Source organism: Paracoccus sp. MC1862, from assembly GCF_016617715.1.
Lineage (GTDB): Bacteria > Pseudomonadota > Alphaproteobacteria > Rhodobacterales > Rhodobacteraceae > Paracoccus.
The window spans coordinates 1560791-1576576 of record NZ_CP067225.1 but is presented as its reverse complement, the minus strand read 5'-3'; the positions used below and the strand labels follow the sequence as shown (position 1 = coordinate 1576576).

General features: G+C 68.8%; 16 protein-coding genes and 1 other RNA gene. 9 read left to right on the top strand and 8 right to left on the bottom strand.

Going from position 1 to position 15786, the window contains the following annotated elements:
• Positions 1-60: 60 nt before the first annotated feature.
• Together JGR78_RS07860 and nagZ are read left to right on the top strand one after the other, a co-directional pair.
• Positions 61-1197: an SPOR domain-containing protein gene (locus JGR78_RS07860; RefSeq protein ID WP_182804842.1), complete on the top strand. Its 1137-nt coding sequence runs from the start codon at positions 61-63 to the stop codon at positions 1195-1197.
• Positions 1194-2216, top strand: coding sequence for a beta-N-acetylhexosaminidase (gene nagZ / locus JGR78_RS07855; protein ID WP_182804840.1), 1023 nt, complete (start codon positions 1194-1196; stop codon positions 2214-2216). Before JGR78_RS07860 ends, nagZ begins: the two co-directional genes overlap by 4 nt.
• Before the next feature lie 80 nt (positions 2217-2296).
• Here nagZ and JGR78_RS07850 read toward each other — a convergent pair whose 3' ends face one another.
• Complete coding sequence (locus JGR78_RS07850; protein ID WP_182791928.1) at positions 2297-2983, bottom strand: HAD-IA family hydrolase; 687 nt, start codon at positions 2981-2983, stop codon at positions 2297-2299.
• Between the two features lie 101 nt (positions 2984-3084).
• On the opposite strand from JGR78_RS07850, the gene glmU reads away from it, so the two are divergent.
• The 3 genes from glmU to JGR78_RS07835 are packed head-to-tail and all read left to right on the top strand — an operon-like array spanning position 3085 to position 6908.
• Positions 3085-4428: a bifunctional UDP-N-acetylglucosamine diphosphorylase/glucosamine-1-phosphate N-acetyltransferase GlmU gene (gene glmU, locus JGR78_RS07845; RefSeq protein ID WP_182804838.1), complete on the top strand. Its 1344-nt coding sequence runs from the start codon at positions 3085-3087 to the stop codon at positions 4426-4428.
• Positions 4428-6245: a glutamine--fructose-6-phosphate transaminase (isomerizing) gene (gene glmS / locus JGR78_RS07840; protein WP_182804836.1), complete on the top strand. Its 1818-nt coding sequence runs from the start codon at positions 4428-4430 to the stop codon at positions 6243-6245. The genes glmU and glmS overlap by 1 nt, the downstream gene beginning before the upstream one ends.
• Before the next feature lie 57 nt (positions 6246-6302).
• Positions 6303-6908, top strand: coding sequence for a phosphatase PAP2 family protein (locus JGR78_RS07835; RefSeq protein ID WP_182804834.1), 606 nt, complete (start codon positions 6303-6305; stop codon positions 6906-6908).
• Positions 6909-6911: 3 nt separating this feature from the next.
• On the opposite strand, the gene rarD is transcribed toward JGR78_RS07835, so the two are convergent.
• Complete coding sequence (rarD, locus tag JGR78_RS07830; RefSeq protein WP_182804887.1) at positions 6912-7787, bottom strand: EamA family transporter RarD; 876 nt, start codon at positions 7785-7787, stop codon at positions 6912-6914.
• A 120-nt stretch (positions 7788-7907) separates the two neighbouring features.
• Here rarD and JGR78_RS07825 point away from each other — a divergent pair, with 120 nt between their 5' ends.
• Entirely contained in the window at positions 7908-8720 is an 813-nt protein-coding gene (locus tag JGR78_RS07825; RefSeq protein ID WP_182804832.1) for a TIGR00282 family metallophosphoesterase, read from the top strand.
• A gap of 94 nt (positions 8721-8814) precedes the next feature.
• Positions 8815-10593 carry an SLC13 family permease gene (locus tag JGR78_RS07820; protein WP_182804830.1) on the top strand — a complete coding sequence of 593 codons (1779 nt, stop codon included), beginning with the start codon at positions 8815-8817 and terminating at the stop codon, positions 10591-10593.
• A gap of 75 nt (positions 10594-10668) precedes the next feature.
• Here the strand turns inward: JGR78_RS07820 and JGR78_RS07815 are convergent, their stop codons facing one another.
• The 3 genes from JGR78_RS07815 to JGR78_RS07805 form a co-directional block, all read right to left on the bottom strand.
• Complete coding sequence (locus tag JGR78_RS07815; RefSeq protein WP_182804828.1) at positions 10669-11523, bottom strand: 1-acyl-sn-glycerol-3-phosphate acyltransferase; 855 nt, start codon at positions 11521-11523, stop codon at positions 10669-10671.
• Positions 11520-12302: a GNAT family N-acetyltransferase gene (locus JGR78_RS07810; protein WP_182804826.1), complete on the bottom strand. Its 783-nt coding sequence runs from the start codon at positions 12300-12302 to the stop codon at positions 11520-11522. Before JGR78_RS07810 ends, JGR78_RS07815 begins: the two co-directional genes overlap by 4 nt.
• A gap of 129 nt (positions 12303-12431) precedes the next feature.
• Positions 12432-12611: a DUF3553 domain-containing protein gene (locus JGR78_RS07805; protein ID WP_182791936.1), complete on the bottom strand. Its 180-nt coding sequence runs from the start codon at positions 12609-12611 to the stop codon at positions 12432-12434.
• A 42-nt stretch (positions 12612-12653) separates the two neighbouring features.
• Here JGR78_RS07805 and JGR78_RS07800 point away from each other — a divergent pair, with 42 nt between their 5' ends.
• The gene (locus tag JGR78_RS07800) at positions 12654-13301 is read left to right on the top strand and encodes a histidine phosphotransferase family protein (protein WP_182791937.1); all 648 of its coding nucleotides are present in this window, start codon (positions 12654-12656) and stop codon (positions 13299-13301) included.
• Between the two features lie 6 nt (positions 13302-13307).
• Here JGR78_RS07800 and JGR78_RS07795 read toward each other — a convergent pair whose 3' ends face one another.
• Together JGR78_RS07795 and ssrA are read right to left on the bottom strand one after the other, a co-directional pair.
• Positions 13308-14567: a glutamate-5-semialdehyde dehydrogenase gene (locus JGR78_RS07795; protein WP_370576410.1), complete on the bottom strand. Its 1260-nt coding sequence runs from the start codon at positions 14565-14567 to the stop codon at positions 13308-13310.
• Positions 14568-14672: 105 nt separating this feature from the next.
• Positions 14673-15028: a transfer-messenger RNA gene (gene ssrA, locus JGR78_RS07790) on the bottom strand.
• A 79-nt stretch (positions 15029-15107) separates the two neighbouring features.
• Between ssrA and JGR78_RS07785 the strand changes: the two genes are divergently transcribed.
• A complete protein-coding gene (locus tag JGR78_RS07785; protein WP_182804824.1) occupies positions 15108-15359 on the top strand; it encodes a PepSY domain-containing protein in 252 nt (83 codons plus the stop codon).
• A 13-nt stretch (positions 15360-15372) separates the two neighbouring features.
• On the opposite strand, the gene JGR78_RS07780 is transcribed toward JGR78_RS07785, so the two are convergent.
• Positions 15373-15786 (bottom strand): PaaI family thioesterase, encoded by a 414-nt coding sequence (locus tag JGR78_RS07780; protein WP_182804822.1) that lies wholly within the window; start codon positions 15784-15786, stop codon positions 15373-15375.

The window sequence follows — 15786 nt, the reverse complement described above, 5'->3', positions numbered from 1 at the left end:
CCGGAACGTTGAGCGGCAATGAAAACCGGGGTTTACCCGGAACAGGCAGGACAGGATACGATGACGGTGGTGGATTTCCGCTCCGGCGGGTATGACGACGCACGCGGACCTCATGGGCGCGGCCAGCCCGACGCGTCCTTTCGGTCGCATGAATGGGACGAGGATTGGGACGATGCGCACCGCGCCGTGATCGCGGACGGTGTGCCGCTCAGCGACCGCGACAGCGTGCTGGGCCGGGTCGCGCGGCTGACGCATTACCTTGGCGCGCTCGTGTCGGTCGTCCTGATGATCAGCCTGATGATCTGGGGCTATCAGCTTGTTGTGCGCGACGTGTCTGGCGTTCCCGTCATCCGCGCGGTCGAGGGCGAGGGCCGGATCGCCCCCGACGAGCCGGGCGGGATGCTGTCCGACCGCTCGGGCTTTGCCGTCAACGACGTGGCCGCCGGGACCGAAAGGGTGCCGCTTGAACGCGTGGCGATCGCGCCCGCGCCGACCGCGCTGAGCGGCCAGGACGTCGCCATGGGCGAACTGGGCGTCACGGCGCGCGAGGCCCCGGTCACCGACGAGGTGGTCGAGGAAAACACCGTCCCGGTCGTGGCCATGTCCGATACCGAGGCCGCGCGCCTTGCCCGGATCGAGGCCGAGGAGGAAGCAGCTGCCGCCGCTGCCGCCGGGGTGCCGGCCGTCGCCCCCTCCGAAGCGGATGCGGTTTCGGTCGCCGCCGCCGTCACGGATGTGAATGGCGAACCCACCACGGACACCGCCATCACCGCCGCGCTGGCCGAGGCCGGGGCACTGCCCTCGGTGACGACGCCGACCCGTCCCGCGCCGCGTCCCCGTGTCGTTGCCGCGCTCGCGGCGCCGGCAGCGGCCTCGCCGCCCGCCGCTATGGTCGAGGCGCCTCTCCTGGCAGAGGCCGCACCGGTCGAGGCGCCGCGGGTCGCCTCCGGTTCACCGCTGGTCCAGATCGGTGCCTTTGACAGCGACGCCATCGCACAAAGCGAATGGGGCCGCGTGTCCGGCCGCTATGGCGACCTCTTTGCCGGGAAAGCCCCGGTGGTGCAGCAGCACAAGGCCGGCGGCCGCACCTTCTACCGGCTGCGCATCGCGGGCTTCGAAACCCGCGACGAGGCCCGCAGGTTCTGCGCCGCGCTGATCGCCGCCGGCACCGACTGCATTCCCGCGGCGGCGCAGTGAGCCTTGCTGGAACCGCCTCGTCCCGGACAGGCGGGGCAAAGGCGCATGGCGCCACCATTCTGGGGGTCGAGGGGCTGACGCTTGGCGCAGATGAGCGCGCCTTTCTGCGGGACGCTGATCCCTGGGGCTTCATCCTCTTTGCCCGCAACGTCGATCACCCCGGCCAGTTGCGCCGCCTGACCGGCGACCTGCGCGAGGCCGTCGGACGCGAGGCGGTGGTGATGGTCGATCAGGAGGGCGGCCGCGTCCAGCGCCTGCGTCCGCCGCACTGGACCGAATGGCCGCCCGCGATGGAAAGCGCCGCCGACGGCCGCCGGGCGGTCGAACTGCGCCACCGGCTGATGGGGCAGGAACTGCGCGCCGTCGGCATCGACGCGGACGCTGCCCCCTGCCTCGACATCGCGGATGCCGCCACCCATTCGTTTCTGAAGAACCGCTGCTTCGGCACGGACCCGGAAGCCGTGTCCCTGCTGGGCCGGGCCGCGGCGGACGGGTTGCTTGCCGCGGGCGTGCTGCCGATCGTCAAGCACCTGCCGGGCCATGGCCGGACGCGGGTGGACAGCCACCATGACCTGCCGGTGCTGGACGTGCCGCTGGATGAACTCGACGCCACCGACTTTGCCCCGTTCCGGGCGCTGAACGACCTGCCCATGGGCATGACCGCGCATATCCGGCTGACGGAACTGGACGACCGGCCCGCCACCGCCTCGCCCGCCGCGATCCGGCTGATCCGCGAGCGGATCGGCTTTCAGGGCCTGCTGATGAGCGATGACATCGGCATGAACGCCCTAACCGGCACCCCGGCGGAACGCGCCTCTGCCGCCATCGCCGCGGGCTGCGACCTCGTGCTGGCCTGCAACCTCAGCCGCGCCGGGCTCGCGCAGGTCGCCGAAGCCGCCGGGTCCATGACCCATCAGGCCATGGCCCGCGCCGAGGCCGCGCTTGCGCGCCGGGGTGCACCCGACCGGACTGCGGCCGCAGAGCTGCGGGCCGAACTTGCCGCGGTGCTTGCCGCCTGAAACCGGAAAACGGTCTGGCGGCCTGTGTTCGATCGGAAAGGCCGCTGCGAAGATGCCCCCCGCAGGTGGCAGCGCCCCCCTTACCCCAGCCAGGATCGCGCCAAGGCTGGCAGCGCCTCGAATCCATCGAGAACATGATCCGGCGCCAGCCGCGAGATAGCCGCGCCTTCCGGCCCGAAGCCGACAAGGGCCACCGGCACGCCCGCGGCGCGCGCGGTCTTCACGTCCGTCTCGGTGTCGCCCAGCAGGAACGAGTGCCGGACATCGCCGCCGGCTTGCTCGACCGCGGCCACATAGGGGCGGGGGTCGGGCTTGCGGACCGGCAGGCTGTCGGCGCCGATCATGCCGGTGAAATATTCGCGCACCTTCAGGACGGACAGGAGCTTCTCGGCCAAGGCCGATGGCTTGTTGGTGCAGATCGCCAGCCTGTAGCCTTGGGCCGCAAGCGCCGTCATGGCCTGTTCGGCGCCGTCGTAAAGGCGGGTCGAATCGGCAAGGCAACCGTCATAGAATTCGAGAAGCCGGGGAAAATCGACTTCCTCCGCCTCGGGCGGCAGCAGCCTGTCGGCCGGCATCCGCGCATAGCCCGCGCGCAGCATGGCGCGGCCGCCGTGAAAGGCGATCCCCGCATCCGCCGCGGGGTCCAGCAGGCGGCCCAGCCCGCGGCTTTCGAAACAGGCATTGGCCGCCGCAATCAGGTCGGCCGACGTGTCGGCCAGCGTCCCGTCCAGATCGAAGACCACCGTGCCGCGTCCGCCCTGCGCCATGTTTCCGTAACCTTTCGACAAGTTCTGTGACCGCTGCGGCCCTTCCCGTTCCCGCTGCGCCTAGCTAGAAGGCCCGCAAAGATCAATGAAGCGAGGGGCGGATGACGGAACGTGCGGTTGCGCTGATCGTGCTTGCGGCGGGGCAGGGCAGCAGGATGCTGTCGGATCTGCCCAAGGTCCTGCACCGGCTGGGGGGCGTGCCGCTGGTCGGGCACGCGCTGGCCGCCGGCCGCAGCCTCGACCCCGAGCGGGTGATCGTCGTGGCGGGCCATGGGGCCGAGGCGGTGACGAAAGCTGTGGGCAGGCTGAACCCCGAGGCGCGGATCGCGATCCAGCCCGAACAGCTCGGCACCGGCCATGCCGTGGCGCAGGCCCTGCCGCTGCTGGAGGGCTTCGACGGCAAGGTGGTCGTCCTTTACGGCGACACCCCCTTCATTGGCGAGGAAACACTGGCCGCTCTGGTCAGCCACCCGGCGGATGTGGTCGTTCTTGGCTTTGAGGCCGCTGATCCGGGCCGCTATGGCCGACTGGTCACAAAAGGTGACAGCCTCGATCGCATCGTGGAGTTCAAGGAGGCCGACGAGGCGACGCGGGCGATCCGGCTGTGCAACTCGGGCGTGATGGCGGTGGAGGCGGACCTGCTGCGCGATCTTGTCGGGCGGCTGGGGAACGACAACGCGGCGGGCGAATATTACCTGACTGACGTTGTGGGCCTCGCCCGCGCCGAGGGACGCGATGCTGCGGTCGTGACCTGTGACGAGGCCGAAACGCTGGGTATCAACACTCGCGCCGAACTCGCCGCAGCCGAGGCCGCCTTTCAGTCCCGCCTCCGCGCCGAGGCCCTTGAGAATGGCGTCACCATGGCCGACCCGGCGACGGTCTGGTTCGCGCCTGATACCGTCATCGGCCGCGACGCGGTCATCGGCCAGAACGTCGTCTTTGGCCCCGGCGTCACCGTCGAAAGCGGTGCCGAGATCCTGCCCTTCTGCCACCTTGAGGGCTGCCATGTCTCGGCGGGTGCCACCGTTGGTCCCTTCGCCCGCCTGCGCCCCGGCGCGGAACTGGGGGGCGATGTCCATGTCGGCAACTTCGTCGAAGTGAAGAACTCGGTTCTGGCCGAGGGCGTCAAGGTCGGCCACCTGACCTATCTGGGCGATGCCGAGATCGGCGAGCGCACCAACATCGGGGCGGGCACCGTGACCTGCAATTACGACGGCGTCGGCAAGCACCGCACGGTGATCGGGGCGGATGCCTTCATCGGCTCGGACACGATGCTGGTCGCGCCGGTGCGGGTGGGCGCGCGGGCAATGACCGGCTCGGGATCGGTCATCACGGCCGACGTGCCGGACGACGCCTTGGCCTTGGGACGCGCCCGGCAGGTGACGAAGCCGGGACTTGCCGCAAGGATCATGCAGGCGCTTCGGGCAGCGAAGGGGAAAGCATAATGTGCGGGATCATCGGGATACTCGGCAGGAACCAGGTGGCGCCGCAACTGGTCGAGGCGCTGCGCCGGCTGGAATACCGCGGCTATGACAGCGCGGGCGTGGCGACCGTGGACGGCGAGGGGCGGCTGGACCATCGCCGCGCCGTGGGCAAGCTGGTGAACCTGTCGGACCTGCTGGTGCTGGACCCGCTGGAAGGCCATGCCGGCATCGGCCATACCCGCTGGGCCACCCATGGCGCCGCGACGGAAGGAAACGCCCACCCGCACAAGCACGGTCCCATCGCCGTCGTCCATAACGGCATCATCGAGAACTTCCGCGAGCTGCGCGCCGACCTCGCCGCCCATGGCATCGCCGCGCAGACCGACACCGACACCGAGACGGTCGCGCTGCTGACAGGCCACCACATGGCGCAGGGGATGACGCCAGTCGAGGCCGTCCGCGCCACGCTGGCCCGCCTGCAGGGCGCCTTCGCGCTGGCCTTCCTGTTCGAGGGCGAGGCCGACCTGATGATCGGCGCCCGCAAGGGCAGCCCGCTGGCGCTGGGGCATGGGGATGGGGAAATGTTCCTCGGCTCGGACGCCATTGCGCTGGCGCCCTTCACCGACCGGATCACCTATCTGGAAGACGGCGATCATGTCGTCATCACCCGCGCAGGTGCGGCGATCTTCGACCGCGAGAACCGGCAGACCAGCCGCGACACCGCCCGCATCGACGTGGGGGCCACCGCCATAGACAAGGGCGGCTACCGCCATTTCATGGCGAAGGAGATCGCCCAGCAGCCGGTGGTGCTGGGCGATGCGCTGGGCCATTACGTCAAGGACGGGCGGATCGTGCTGCCCGACAGCCTTGATTTCGCACAGGTGGACCGGCTGACGCTGGTTGGCTGCGGCACGGCCTATTACGCGGCCTATGTGGCGAAATACTGGTTCGAGCGGATCGCGGGCCTGCCCTGCGACGTGGATGTCGCCTCCGAGTTCCGCTATCGCGAGCCGCCGCTGTCGCCGCAAAGCTGGGCGGTCTTCGTCAGCCAGTCGGGCGAGACGGCGGACACTCTGGCGGCGTTGCACTACTGCAAGGGCAAGGTTGCGAAGACGCTGGGGGTGGTGAACGTCGGCACCTCGGCCATCGCGCGGGACGCCGACATCGCGCTGCCGATCCTTGCCGGGGTCGAGGTGGGCGTGGCCTCGACCAAGGCCTTCACCTGCCAGTTGGCGGTGCTTGCGGTGCTGGCGCTCAAGGCGGCATCCGACCGGGGGGTGCTGTCGCCGCAGGACCTGTCGGCGCATCTGGACGACCTGCTCTCCGTTCCCGCCTTGGTCGCACAGGCGGTGGGTGCCAGTGACGACTGCCGCCGCTTGGCCGATTGGCTTTCCGAGGCGCAGGACGTGCTGTTTCTGGGCCGTGGGGCGCTGTTCCCGATCGCGCTGGAAGGTGCGCTGAAGCTGAAGGAAATCAGCTACATCCACGCGGAAGGTTACGCCTCGGGTGAACTCAAGCACGGGCCGATCGCGCTGATCGACCGCAACGTGCCGGTTGTCGTGATCGCGCCCAGCGACTCCCTGTTCGAGAAAACCGTCTCGAACATGCAGGAGGTCATGGCGCGGCATGGCCAAGTGCTGCTGGTGTCGGACGCCGAGGGGATCGAGGCGGGGGGCGAGGGCGCCCGGGCCACGCTGACCATGCCTGCAGGCGCAGGGGTCTTTGCGCCCATCGTCTACGCGGTGCCGATGCAGTTCCTCGCCTATCACACGGCGGTCGCCAAGGGCACGGACGTGGACCAGCCGCGCAACCTCGCGAAGTCCGTGACGGTGGAGTGAGCGCGCGATTTCCTCGGCCGGCGGCAACCACTCGGCCTTGTCGGGTGTTCGTCCGCCATGAGCGACAGCATCATCGACACCCTGCATGAAGCAGACGTTGCCCTGTCCGTCGAGGCAGGGCAGTTCCGCGACCACGCCGCCGTCGAGGCGGCGGGTTTCCTCAGCGAGATCGCCGACCAGCCCCCTGCCTTCACCCTCGCGGCCGTGGCGACGGTTGCGGGGCTTGTCAGCGGACGCTCGCGGCTGGCCGAGGGCGGGCTGCGGGCGTTGGCCTCGCTGTGGGTGGCGACGCAGATCAAGTCGCGGATCAAGTCCGCCGTGGTGCGGACCCGCCCCTACAAGCTGCTGGAGGAAGGCCATTACGAGACCGGCGTGAACGGCCCCGATGAGCCGGATTACAATTCCTTCCCCTCGGGGCATACGGCGGATGCAGTGGCGGCGGCCCGCGCCATCGGCCGGGTCGCCCCGAATGCGGGCGGGCCGATGCTGGCGGCGGCGGGCATCGTCGGATTGGTGCAGGTGCCCCGCGCCAAGCACCATCTTGCGGATGTGGTGGCGGGCGCCGTCGTGGGCCTTGTCGCCGAGGCGGCGGTCAGCGCGCTGTTCGACGCCGCGCGGATCAGGCCCCGGCTGCGGGCGGGCCTGCGCGACCGTCGTGGGTGATCCTCAGGCGCGGCGCGGGATCAGCGTCGCGGTGTAAAGCACCAGCGCGACCCAGATCAGCGGAAAGGCGATCAGCCGCACCCCTTCAAAGGGTTCGCGGAAGACCAGGACGGCGGTCAGGAACACCATTGTCGGCGCGAGATACTGCAGCACGCCCATCGTGGACAGCCGCAGCAGCTTGGCGCCATTGGCATAAAGCATCAGCGGCACGGCGGTGATCAGCCCGGTCCCGGCCAGCAGCAGCGTGTCATGGGCGTTGGTGCCGAAGTGATTCTGCCCCGTGAAGGCCAGCCACAGCACATAGGCTGCGGCAAAGGGAAACAGCAGCAGCACCTCGACCGTGAAGCCCTCGTTCGGGGGCAGGGGCAGGCGGCGCTTGCAATAAGCGTAGATGCCCCAGCTCAGCGTCAGCGACAGCGCGACCACAGGCAGCCCGCCTGCCGCGATCGTCAGCAGCGCCACGGCCAGCGCCGCCAGCGAGATCGCGGCCAGTTGCGGCCGCGTCAGCCGCTCACCCAGCAGCGTCCAACCCAGCAGCACGTTGAACAGGGGGTTGATGTAATAGCCCAGCGCCGCCTCAATCGTCTGGCCGTTCGCGATCGCCCAGACATAGACCAGCCAGTTGAGCGAGATCAGCGCCGCCGTCACGGCTGCCATTGCGACCAGGCGCGGCTGGCGCAGGGTGGCGATGACAGTCCCGAACTGCCCATGGTGCCCCAGCACGACCAGCGCGATGGGCAGCGACCACAGGACCCGGTGCGCGATCACCTCGGCCGGCGACACATGGGCAAGGCCGTGCAGATACAGGGGGATCACGCCCCAGATCAGGTAGGCGCCGATGCCGAAGGCCAGACCGCGGGGGGAATCATGGGGGCTCATGCCGATGTCGATAGCCCCGCCGCGCGGCAGCTTCCACTGGCTGCATGCAGGCCGCATGGATTTCCTGCGAAGCGGAAAGCGGCGCTTGATGCGTTCCCGCCTGCAGCGTAACCCTGCCCCATGCGAATCCTTTTTCTGGGCGACGTGATGGGCCGGGCCGGGCGGCGGGCGATCACCGAGCGGCTTGCCGGGCTGAAGGCGCGGCTGAAGGCCGACTTCACCATCGTCAACGGCGAGAATGCCAGCGGCGGCATGGGCCTGACCGCGCCGCACGCGCGGCTGATCCTGGACGCGGGCGCCGATTGCATCACGCTGGGCGACCATGCCTTCGACCAGAAGGACATGCTGTCCTTTGTCGAGGATGAGCCGCGCGTCCTGCGGCCCCTGAACTATGCGCGCGAGGCGCCTGGCCGCGGCCACCGGGTCTTCGAGGACGCCCGCGGGCGCAAGGTGCTGGTCCTGCAGGCGCTGGGGCAGGTGTTCATGAAGCGTCCCTTCGACGATCCCTTCAGCGCCGTGGACCGAGTGCTGCGGGCGCATCCCCCGGGCGGGCTGGTGCAGGCGGCGGTGGTGGATTTCCATGCCGAGGCCACCAGCGAGAAGATGGCGATGGGGCATTACTGCGACGGCCGCGCCAGCCTCGTGGTCGGCACCCACACCCATGTGCCGACCGCCGACACCCAGGTTCTGCCGCGCGGCACCGCCTATCAGTCCGATGCGGGCATGTGCGGCGACTATGACAGCGTCATCGGCATGGACAAGGCCGAGCCGATGCGCCGCTTCCTGACCGGCATGGGGCGCGAACGCTTCAGCCCCGCCGAGGGCGAGGCAACGCTGTCGGGCGTCCTTGTCGTCACCGACGACCGCAGCGGGCTTGCCACGGCGGTCGAGCCCGTACGCGACGGCGGGCGGCTGATGCAGGCCCCCGCCTGACGGCGCAGCCCGGGCTTTCCTTGCGCTTGCTGCGCAAATCGGGCACCCCTCGCCCCGGCAGCCGACCGGCATACCCAGAAACGAGGTTCCCCGCATGTTCGGAATCGAACTGACCGGCAGCACCGCCGCCATCGTCACCCTTGTCATCATCGCCGGGATGTTCGTGCTGTTCGTGCGCGAACGCCACCCGCCCGAGGTGATCGCCGTGGGGGTGGCCGCGCTGATGCTGGTGTTGGGGCTGGCGCCCTACGAGGACTCGGTCGGCGTCCTGTCGAACAGCGCGCCCTGGACCATCGCCTTCATGTTCATCATCATGGGCGGGCTGCTGCGGACCGGCGCACTGGACCGGTTGAGCCGGCTGGTATCGGCCCGCGCCGACACCCACCCGCTGATGACCATCGCGGGGATGTTCGCCTTTGTCTGCGTGGCTTCGGCGATCATGAACAACACGCCGGTCGTGGCGGTGATGATCCCCATCGTCATCCAGGTCGCCCGCAAGGCCGGCATTTCCGCGTCCAAGCTGCTGATGCCGTTGAGCTACTTCACCGTGATGGGCGGCATGATCACGCTGATCGGGACCTCGACGAACCTGCTGGTGGACGGCGTCGTCCGCGCGCGCGGGATGGAGCCCTTCGGCATCTTCGACATCGCCCCCGTCGGTCTTGCCGTCACGGCGGCGGGGGCCGCCTTCATCGGGCTGGTCGGCTGGCGCCTGCTGCCCGAGCGCGGCTCGATGTCGTCCTTCCTGACCGACAGGACGCAGATGAAGTATTTCACCGAGATCGCCATCCCCCAGGACAGCAATCTCGTCGGCATGAACATCGCCGAGGTGAAGACCTTCAAGCGCGAGGATGTGCGGGTCATCGACGTGCTGCGGGGGGACGCCTCGCTCCGTCGCCAGATGGGCGAGGTCGTGCTTGAGGCGGGCGACAGGGTGGTGCTGCGCTCGGGAATGGCCGACCTGCTGGAAATGCAGCAGGACAAGGACCTGCGCGCGCTGGACAAGCTGTCCTCGGTGCAGACCGAAACGGTCGAGGTGCTGATCTCGCCCGGCGCGCGGATGATCGGGCGGCGGCTGGGCGATCTGCGGCTGCGCCGCCGCTATGGCATCTATCCCATCGCCGCGCACCGGCGGAACCAGAACATCGGCCGGCAGCTTGACGATCTGGAGATCCGGGTCGGCGACACGCTGCTGCTGGAAGGCGCGCCCGAGGACATCGCCCGGCTTGCCGCCGACATGGATCTCGTGGACGTGTCGCATCCGACCACCAAGCCCTTCCGCCGCCGCCATGCGCCCATCGCCACCGCCGCCCTTCTGGGCGTGGTGCTGCTGGCCGCGCTGGACGTGGCGCCGATCATGGGGCTGGCGTTCCTCGCCTCGGCCATCATCCTGATCACCCGCTGCGTCGATGCCGACGAGGCCTTCGGCTTCGTCGAGGCGCGGCTGCTGGCCCTGATCTTCGCCATGCTGGTGATCGGCGAGGCGCTGGACGCGACCGGTGCGGTCAACCTGATCGTGGATGCGGTGGCGCCGATGCTGTCGGGTCTCAGCCCCTTCTGTACGCTGATCGCGGTCTATTTCCTCGGCCTCGTCATGACCGAGATCCTGTCGAACAACGCCGTGGCCGTGATCCTGACCCCCATCGCCATCGAGCTTGCCCTGCAGCTTGGCCACGACCCCCGCGCCTTCGTGGTGGCGGTCATGTTCTCGGCCTCGGTCGCCTTCGCGACGCCCATCGGCTATCAGACGCACATGATGGTCTACGGGCCGGGCGGCTACAAGTTCACCGACTTCATGCGGCTGGGCATCCCGCTGGACATCGTGACGGGGATCGTGGCCTGCCTGACGATCCCGCTGATCTGGCCGCTCTAGCCGTCCGGTCCCCCGGTTTGATGGTGTTCTCTTTCCTGGGGAATGGAAGGACGCGCCACGGGCGGGGTGCGCTACTCAGGCGCCGAAGCCGGTGCGGACGGCCTGCTCGGCCTCGGCAGCCAGGGACTTGCGGTCGCGGCCCGCGACCGGGACGGGGGGATGCAGGGTCACGGTGATCCGGCCCTGCCTCGGCTCTGCCAGCACGGCCAGGAGATGCGGGGCCAGGTCCATGTCGCCCCACCACCCGTAAAAGCGCGGATCGCGTCCGGGGGGCGCCTCGTAGCGCACGCTCACCGGCTGGATCGCCAGCCCATTCGGCAGGGCGGGATCGAAAAAGGCTTGGAACAGCGTCGGCTTGAACGGAAGAACCCGCCGGCCGTCGGTGCTGGTGCCTTCGGGAAAGAACAGCAGCCGGTGCCCCAGCGCGGTGCGTTCCGTGAACTCGGCCGCCTGCGCGCGGGCAAGGCGGGGGTCGCGGGTGACGAAATGCGTATCCGTCACGCGGGTCAGGATGTTGATGCCGGGCCAGCCCGCGACCTCGGCCTTGCTGACGAAGAACACCGGGGCCGCCGCGTTCAGCGCGAAGATGTCGAGCCAGCTTGAGTGGTTCGCGACTATTGCGCCCGGACCCTTCATCGGCTGCCCGAGCCTGCGCCACCTGAACCCCAAGCACCACAGGCACAGCCGGCAGACACCCTGCACCCAGGGGCCCGTCACAGGCCGACGGCGACCGGCGGCAAGGCATTCCGCCGCCCGCAGCGGCAGGATCAGCAGCACGCCGGCCAGCAGGACCGACAGCACCGCGCTGCCCCGCAGAAGAACAAGCACCCAGCCCAGCGGTGAGGGGCGCGGGGCCGCAAGCGGCGGCTTGCCGCGCCATGTGCCGGCGCGGCGCGTGGGCCTGTCCTCGGCATCGCGCGGGCTGGTCATGCGCCCTGCCAGCGGTCCTGGTAATAGCGCCGGTGCCGGTCGGACATTGCGGCGGTATCCATCAACAGGAACACGTCCGTCGTGTTGAAATCGTGGTCGAGCCATGCGCCCTCGCCGACGACCCCGCCCAGTCGCAGATAGGCCTTGATCAGGGCGGGCATGGCTGCAATCGCCGCCTGGCGGTTCAGGCTTTCCGGCGCCACCAGGTCCATGCGCTGGAAATGCGGCGGGCGTGCCACGGGGCGCAATTCGGGGGGGGCAAGGTGCCTGTGATGCAGCCATGACAGCGCCTGCGCCAGCGGCGCGACATCGGTGCCGTGAAAGCTCGCGACGCCGAACAGGATGTCGATCCGGTTGTCCAGGACATAATCCGCCAGCGCATTCCACAGCAGGAACATTCCCGAGCCGCCGCGGAACGCCGGGTCCACGCAGGACCGGCCGAGTTCCACCAGCCGCCGGCCGGACGCCTTCAGCGGCGACAGGTCATATTCGCTTTCGGAATAATAGCGGCCGAACCGCTCGGCCACGTCGCTGCGAAGCAGGCGGTAGGCGCCGATGACGTGATCGCCCGCCGCAGGATCGCGCCGGGTGTCAACCAGCATCAGGTGATCGACCATGGCATCGAACTCGTCCCGTTCCAGCCCCGCCTCGTGATCGACCATCGGCCCGTCGCCGCCAAGCTCTTGCACGAAGACGCGATACCGCAACCGCTGGGCCGCCCGCAGATCACTGTCGTCCCCACCAAGGCGCACGGCCAGCCAGCCAGGATCAGTCTTCATCGTGGCTTTTCCGACACAGTGAAAGGACAGGAATGTTGCCTGAACAATACAGGGCACACGAGCGGCGGAAATCCGCTTGACTCAATGAGCAGTTGTAACGACTTCATGAGCGCAATCTTGAATACATTGTCAGGAGACGTGATTGACCAATTCCAGTTCGATTTGGCGCCCATCCAGCACGAGCTTGCCCATTTCAGGGAAGTTTATCGTCACCTTGCCGCCGATCCGCGACTGCACCTGTCCCACGCCCCATTCCGGTGCGGCACGGTTCCTGACCAGCATGCCGGGTTCGAGGATCTCGACAGTCATCCGCGCCCTTTCGCGAGGTTTGGGCCTCAAGGCTACCGGACGATGACCTACGTCACAATCCCGTTGAGGCAAACCGGCCCTGCAACGGGCGCAGAACTGGCCGGCCTTGTCGCGGCCCGCTTGTGCCATGATCTCGTGTCGCCGCTTGGCGCCATCGGTAATGGTGTCGAGTTGCTGGAAATGTCGGGCGAACATTCCGGCATCGCCAATTCTCCCGAACTGACGCTGATCGGCGAAAGCGTGCGCGCCGCCCGGGCGCGGGTGCGGCTTTACCGGATGGCCTTCGGTCACGCCCCCCCCGACCATCGCGTGGCCGTGATGGAAATTGCCCAGCTTGCCCATGATTACGCCCGGGGTGCGCGCCTGACCATCGCCGTCGAGGCGGGGGGCGACACCTCGCGGATCGAGGCGCGGATGCTGCTTCTGTCGCTGATGTGCATGGATACGGCGATGCCCTGGGGCGGAAACGTGACCGTCATACGCGAAGGCGCAGGATGGCGCATGCGGGGGCAGGCCTCGCGCATGCGGGCGGAACCGGGGCTGTGGCAGTCGCTGGAACCGGCCAAGGGTCCGCATCCGGCGCCCGCGCCCTCCGAAGTGCATTTCGCCATGTTGGGAACCCTGGCCGCCGAACACGGCCGCCCGATCGCCTGGTCGCTGGATGCAGAAGGCGCGGCGCTCGGCTTCTGAGCCCGTTCAGCCCCGGATCGTCCCGTCTCCGGTCACGAGATACTTGAAGCTGGTCAGTTGCTCGGCCCCCACGGGGCCGCGGGCGTGCAGCTTGCCGGTGGCGATGCCGATCTCGGCGCCCATCCCGAACTCGCCCCCGTCCGCGAACTGGGTCGAGGCGTTCCGCATCAGGATGGCGGAATCGAGCCCGCGGAAGAAGCGGTCCGCCGTGGCGTCGTCTTCCGTCAGGATCGCCTCGGTATGGCCCGAGCCATGACGGCGGATATGGTCGATCGCCTCGTCCACCCCGTCCACCAGCCGCACGGCGATGATGCTGTCCAGGAACTCGCGCCCGAAATCCTCGGGGCGGGCGGGCAGGGTGCCGGGGAGGTCGGCCAGCTCGCCATCGGCCCGCACCTCGACGCCCGCGTCCAGAAGGTCGCGGAGCAGCACGTCGCCATGCCTGTCGCGGAAGGCGCGGTCGATCAGCAGGCATTCGGCCGCCCCGCAGATGCCGGTGCGCCGGGTCTTGGCGTTCAGCACAACGCGGCGGGCCTTGGCCGCGTCGGCGGCGCCGTCGGCATAGATGTGGCAGATGCCTTCCAGATGGGCGAAGACGGGCACCCGCGCCTCGGACTGGACCAGCCCGACCAGCCCCTTGCCGCCGCGCGGGATGATGACGTCGATCAGCCCCTGCGCCCGCAGCATGGCGGTCACGGCGGCGCGGTCGCGCATCGGCACGATCTGGATCGCATTCTCGGGCAGCCCGGCGGCGCGCAGCCCCTGCACCATGGCGCGGTGGATCGCGGCCGAGGAATGGATGCTGTCGGTCCCGCCCCGCAGGATGACCGCATTGCCCGATTTCAGCGCCAGGGCGCCGGCATCGGCGGTCACGTTCGGGCGGCTTTCGTAGATCACGCCCAGCACCCCGATGGGGGTGGCCACCCGTTGGATATGCAGCCCGCTTGGCCTGTCCCATTCGGCCAGCACCCGGCCGACCGGATCGGGCTGCCGGGCGACTGCCGCGACCCCTTCTGCGATGGCCGCGATGCGGGCAGGGTCCAGCCGCAGCCGGTCCACCATCGCGGGCGGCAGGTTCTTTTCGGCGGCATGGGACAGGTCGCGGGCGTTCGCCTCCATGATCCCGGCATCGGCCTCGCGGATCGCCGCTGCTGCAGCAAGCAGGGCGTCCCGCTTCTGCCCGGAGGGGGCCTGCGCCAGCACGGCCGCGGCCTCGCGGGCAAGCGCCCCCATGCGGGCGATCAGTTCGTCGGCGGATTCGTGCATGTCGTTCATCGTCAAGCCTGACCGGGACCCGTGGTCCGGCAGAGGTGCCACAGACCCCGGCGGAAAGCCAGTGTGCGGCAAGCGGCACGACAATGGAACGGGGAAAGTGCAGGCTTCTGTTGCCAGGTGCCTGCGAACCCCGCCTTACGCGGCTAAGCGCAAGGACTTAGGTTTCGATAACTCGAACTGCTTACGCAGCCAGAGCCACCGGAGCACGGTTGTCGTTGGCAACTGTACTTTTTGCACCGATGACGGTGGTAGCTCACCGAGACAAAGCAAACAGCTTTAGACGTTCGTCGATCCTGTTTCGGCCCCATTCGCCCCCAACGAGGGATGATCTGGTGGAGCCGCCGGGTACCGCCCCCGGGTCCGATCCGCTTATTACCTGCGCGTTTATGTCCATAGTCCGGGCGAACCCGGACGGGATCAATCTAGGAGGCTGCCGGGCCGCTTGCAAGGGTCCAGGCGGACATGGCCGCCACGAGGGAACGCCGGCAGGGCCGGGGCGTTGGGCGGGCATCCAGAAGGAAAGGAAAAAACATGATCCGCACCGGACTTGCCGCCCTTGCGCTGGGCGCCCTGGCCCTGCCCGCCCTGGCCGACACGCCGCCGCCCGCCGACGCGCAGCCGCTGTCGCGCATCGTCGCCACGGTCGAGGCGAACGTGGCCGACCTCGCCTTCATCGAGGACGTGTCATGGGACGACGACGGCTACTGGGAGGTCGAATACAGGACCACCGGCGGGCGGGAGGTCGAGATCAAGGTCGATCCGGTCAGCGGCCAGACCCGCTGAGGGCCGCCCGCCGTCAGTCGCGCCACTCGATCACGATCTGGGTCTGGGTGACGATGGCGGCGGGCTTGCCATCCCCGCGTGTGATGGTGGTCTGCCAGACCATCGTCGTGCGTCCCTTGTGCAGGGGCACGCAGCGCGCCCGCGCCGTGTCGCCAATGCGGATCGCGCGCAGGAAGTTCGTCTTGCTTTCCAGCGTCGTGGTGGTCTTGCCCTCGGGCAGGTTGATCATCGTCGCTGTGCCGCCGACATTGTCGGCCATCGCCATCAGCGCCCCGCCATGCATGACGCCGTTGCGGTTCGCCAGATCCTCGGTCACGGACAGTTCAGCCACCACTTCATCGGGTTCCGCCGAGATCAGCCGAAAACCCAGCAGTTCCGCGAAAGCGGGTTGGTCGAAAGCGATCCGGTCAAGTTCGTCGCGGGTCAT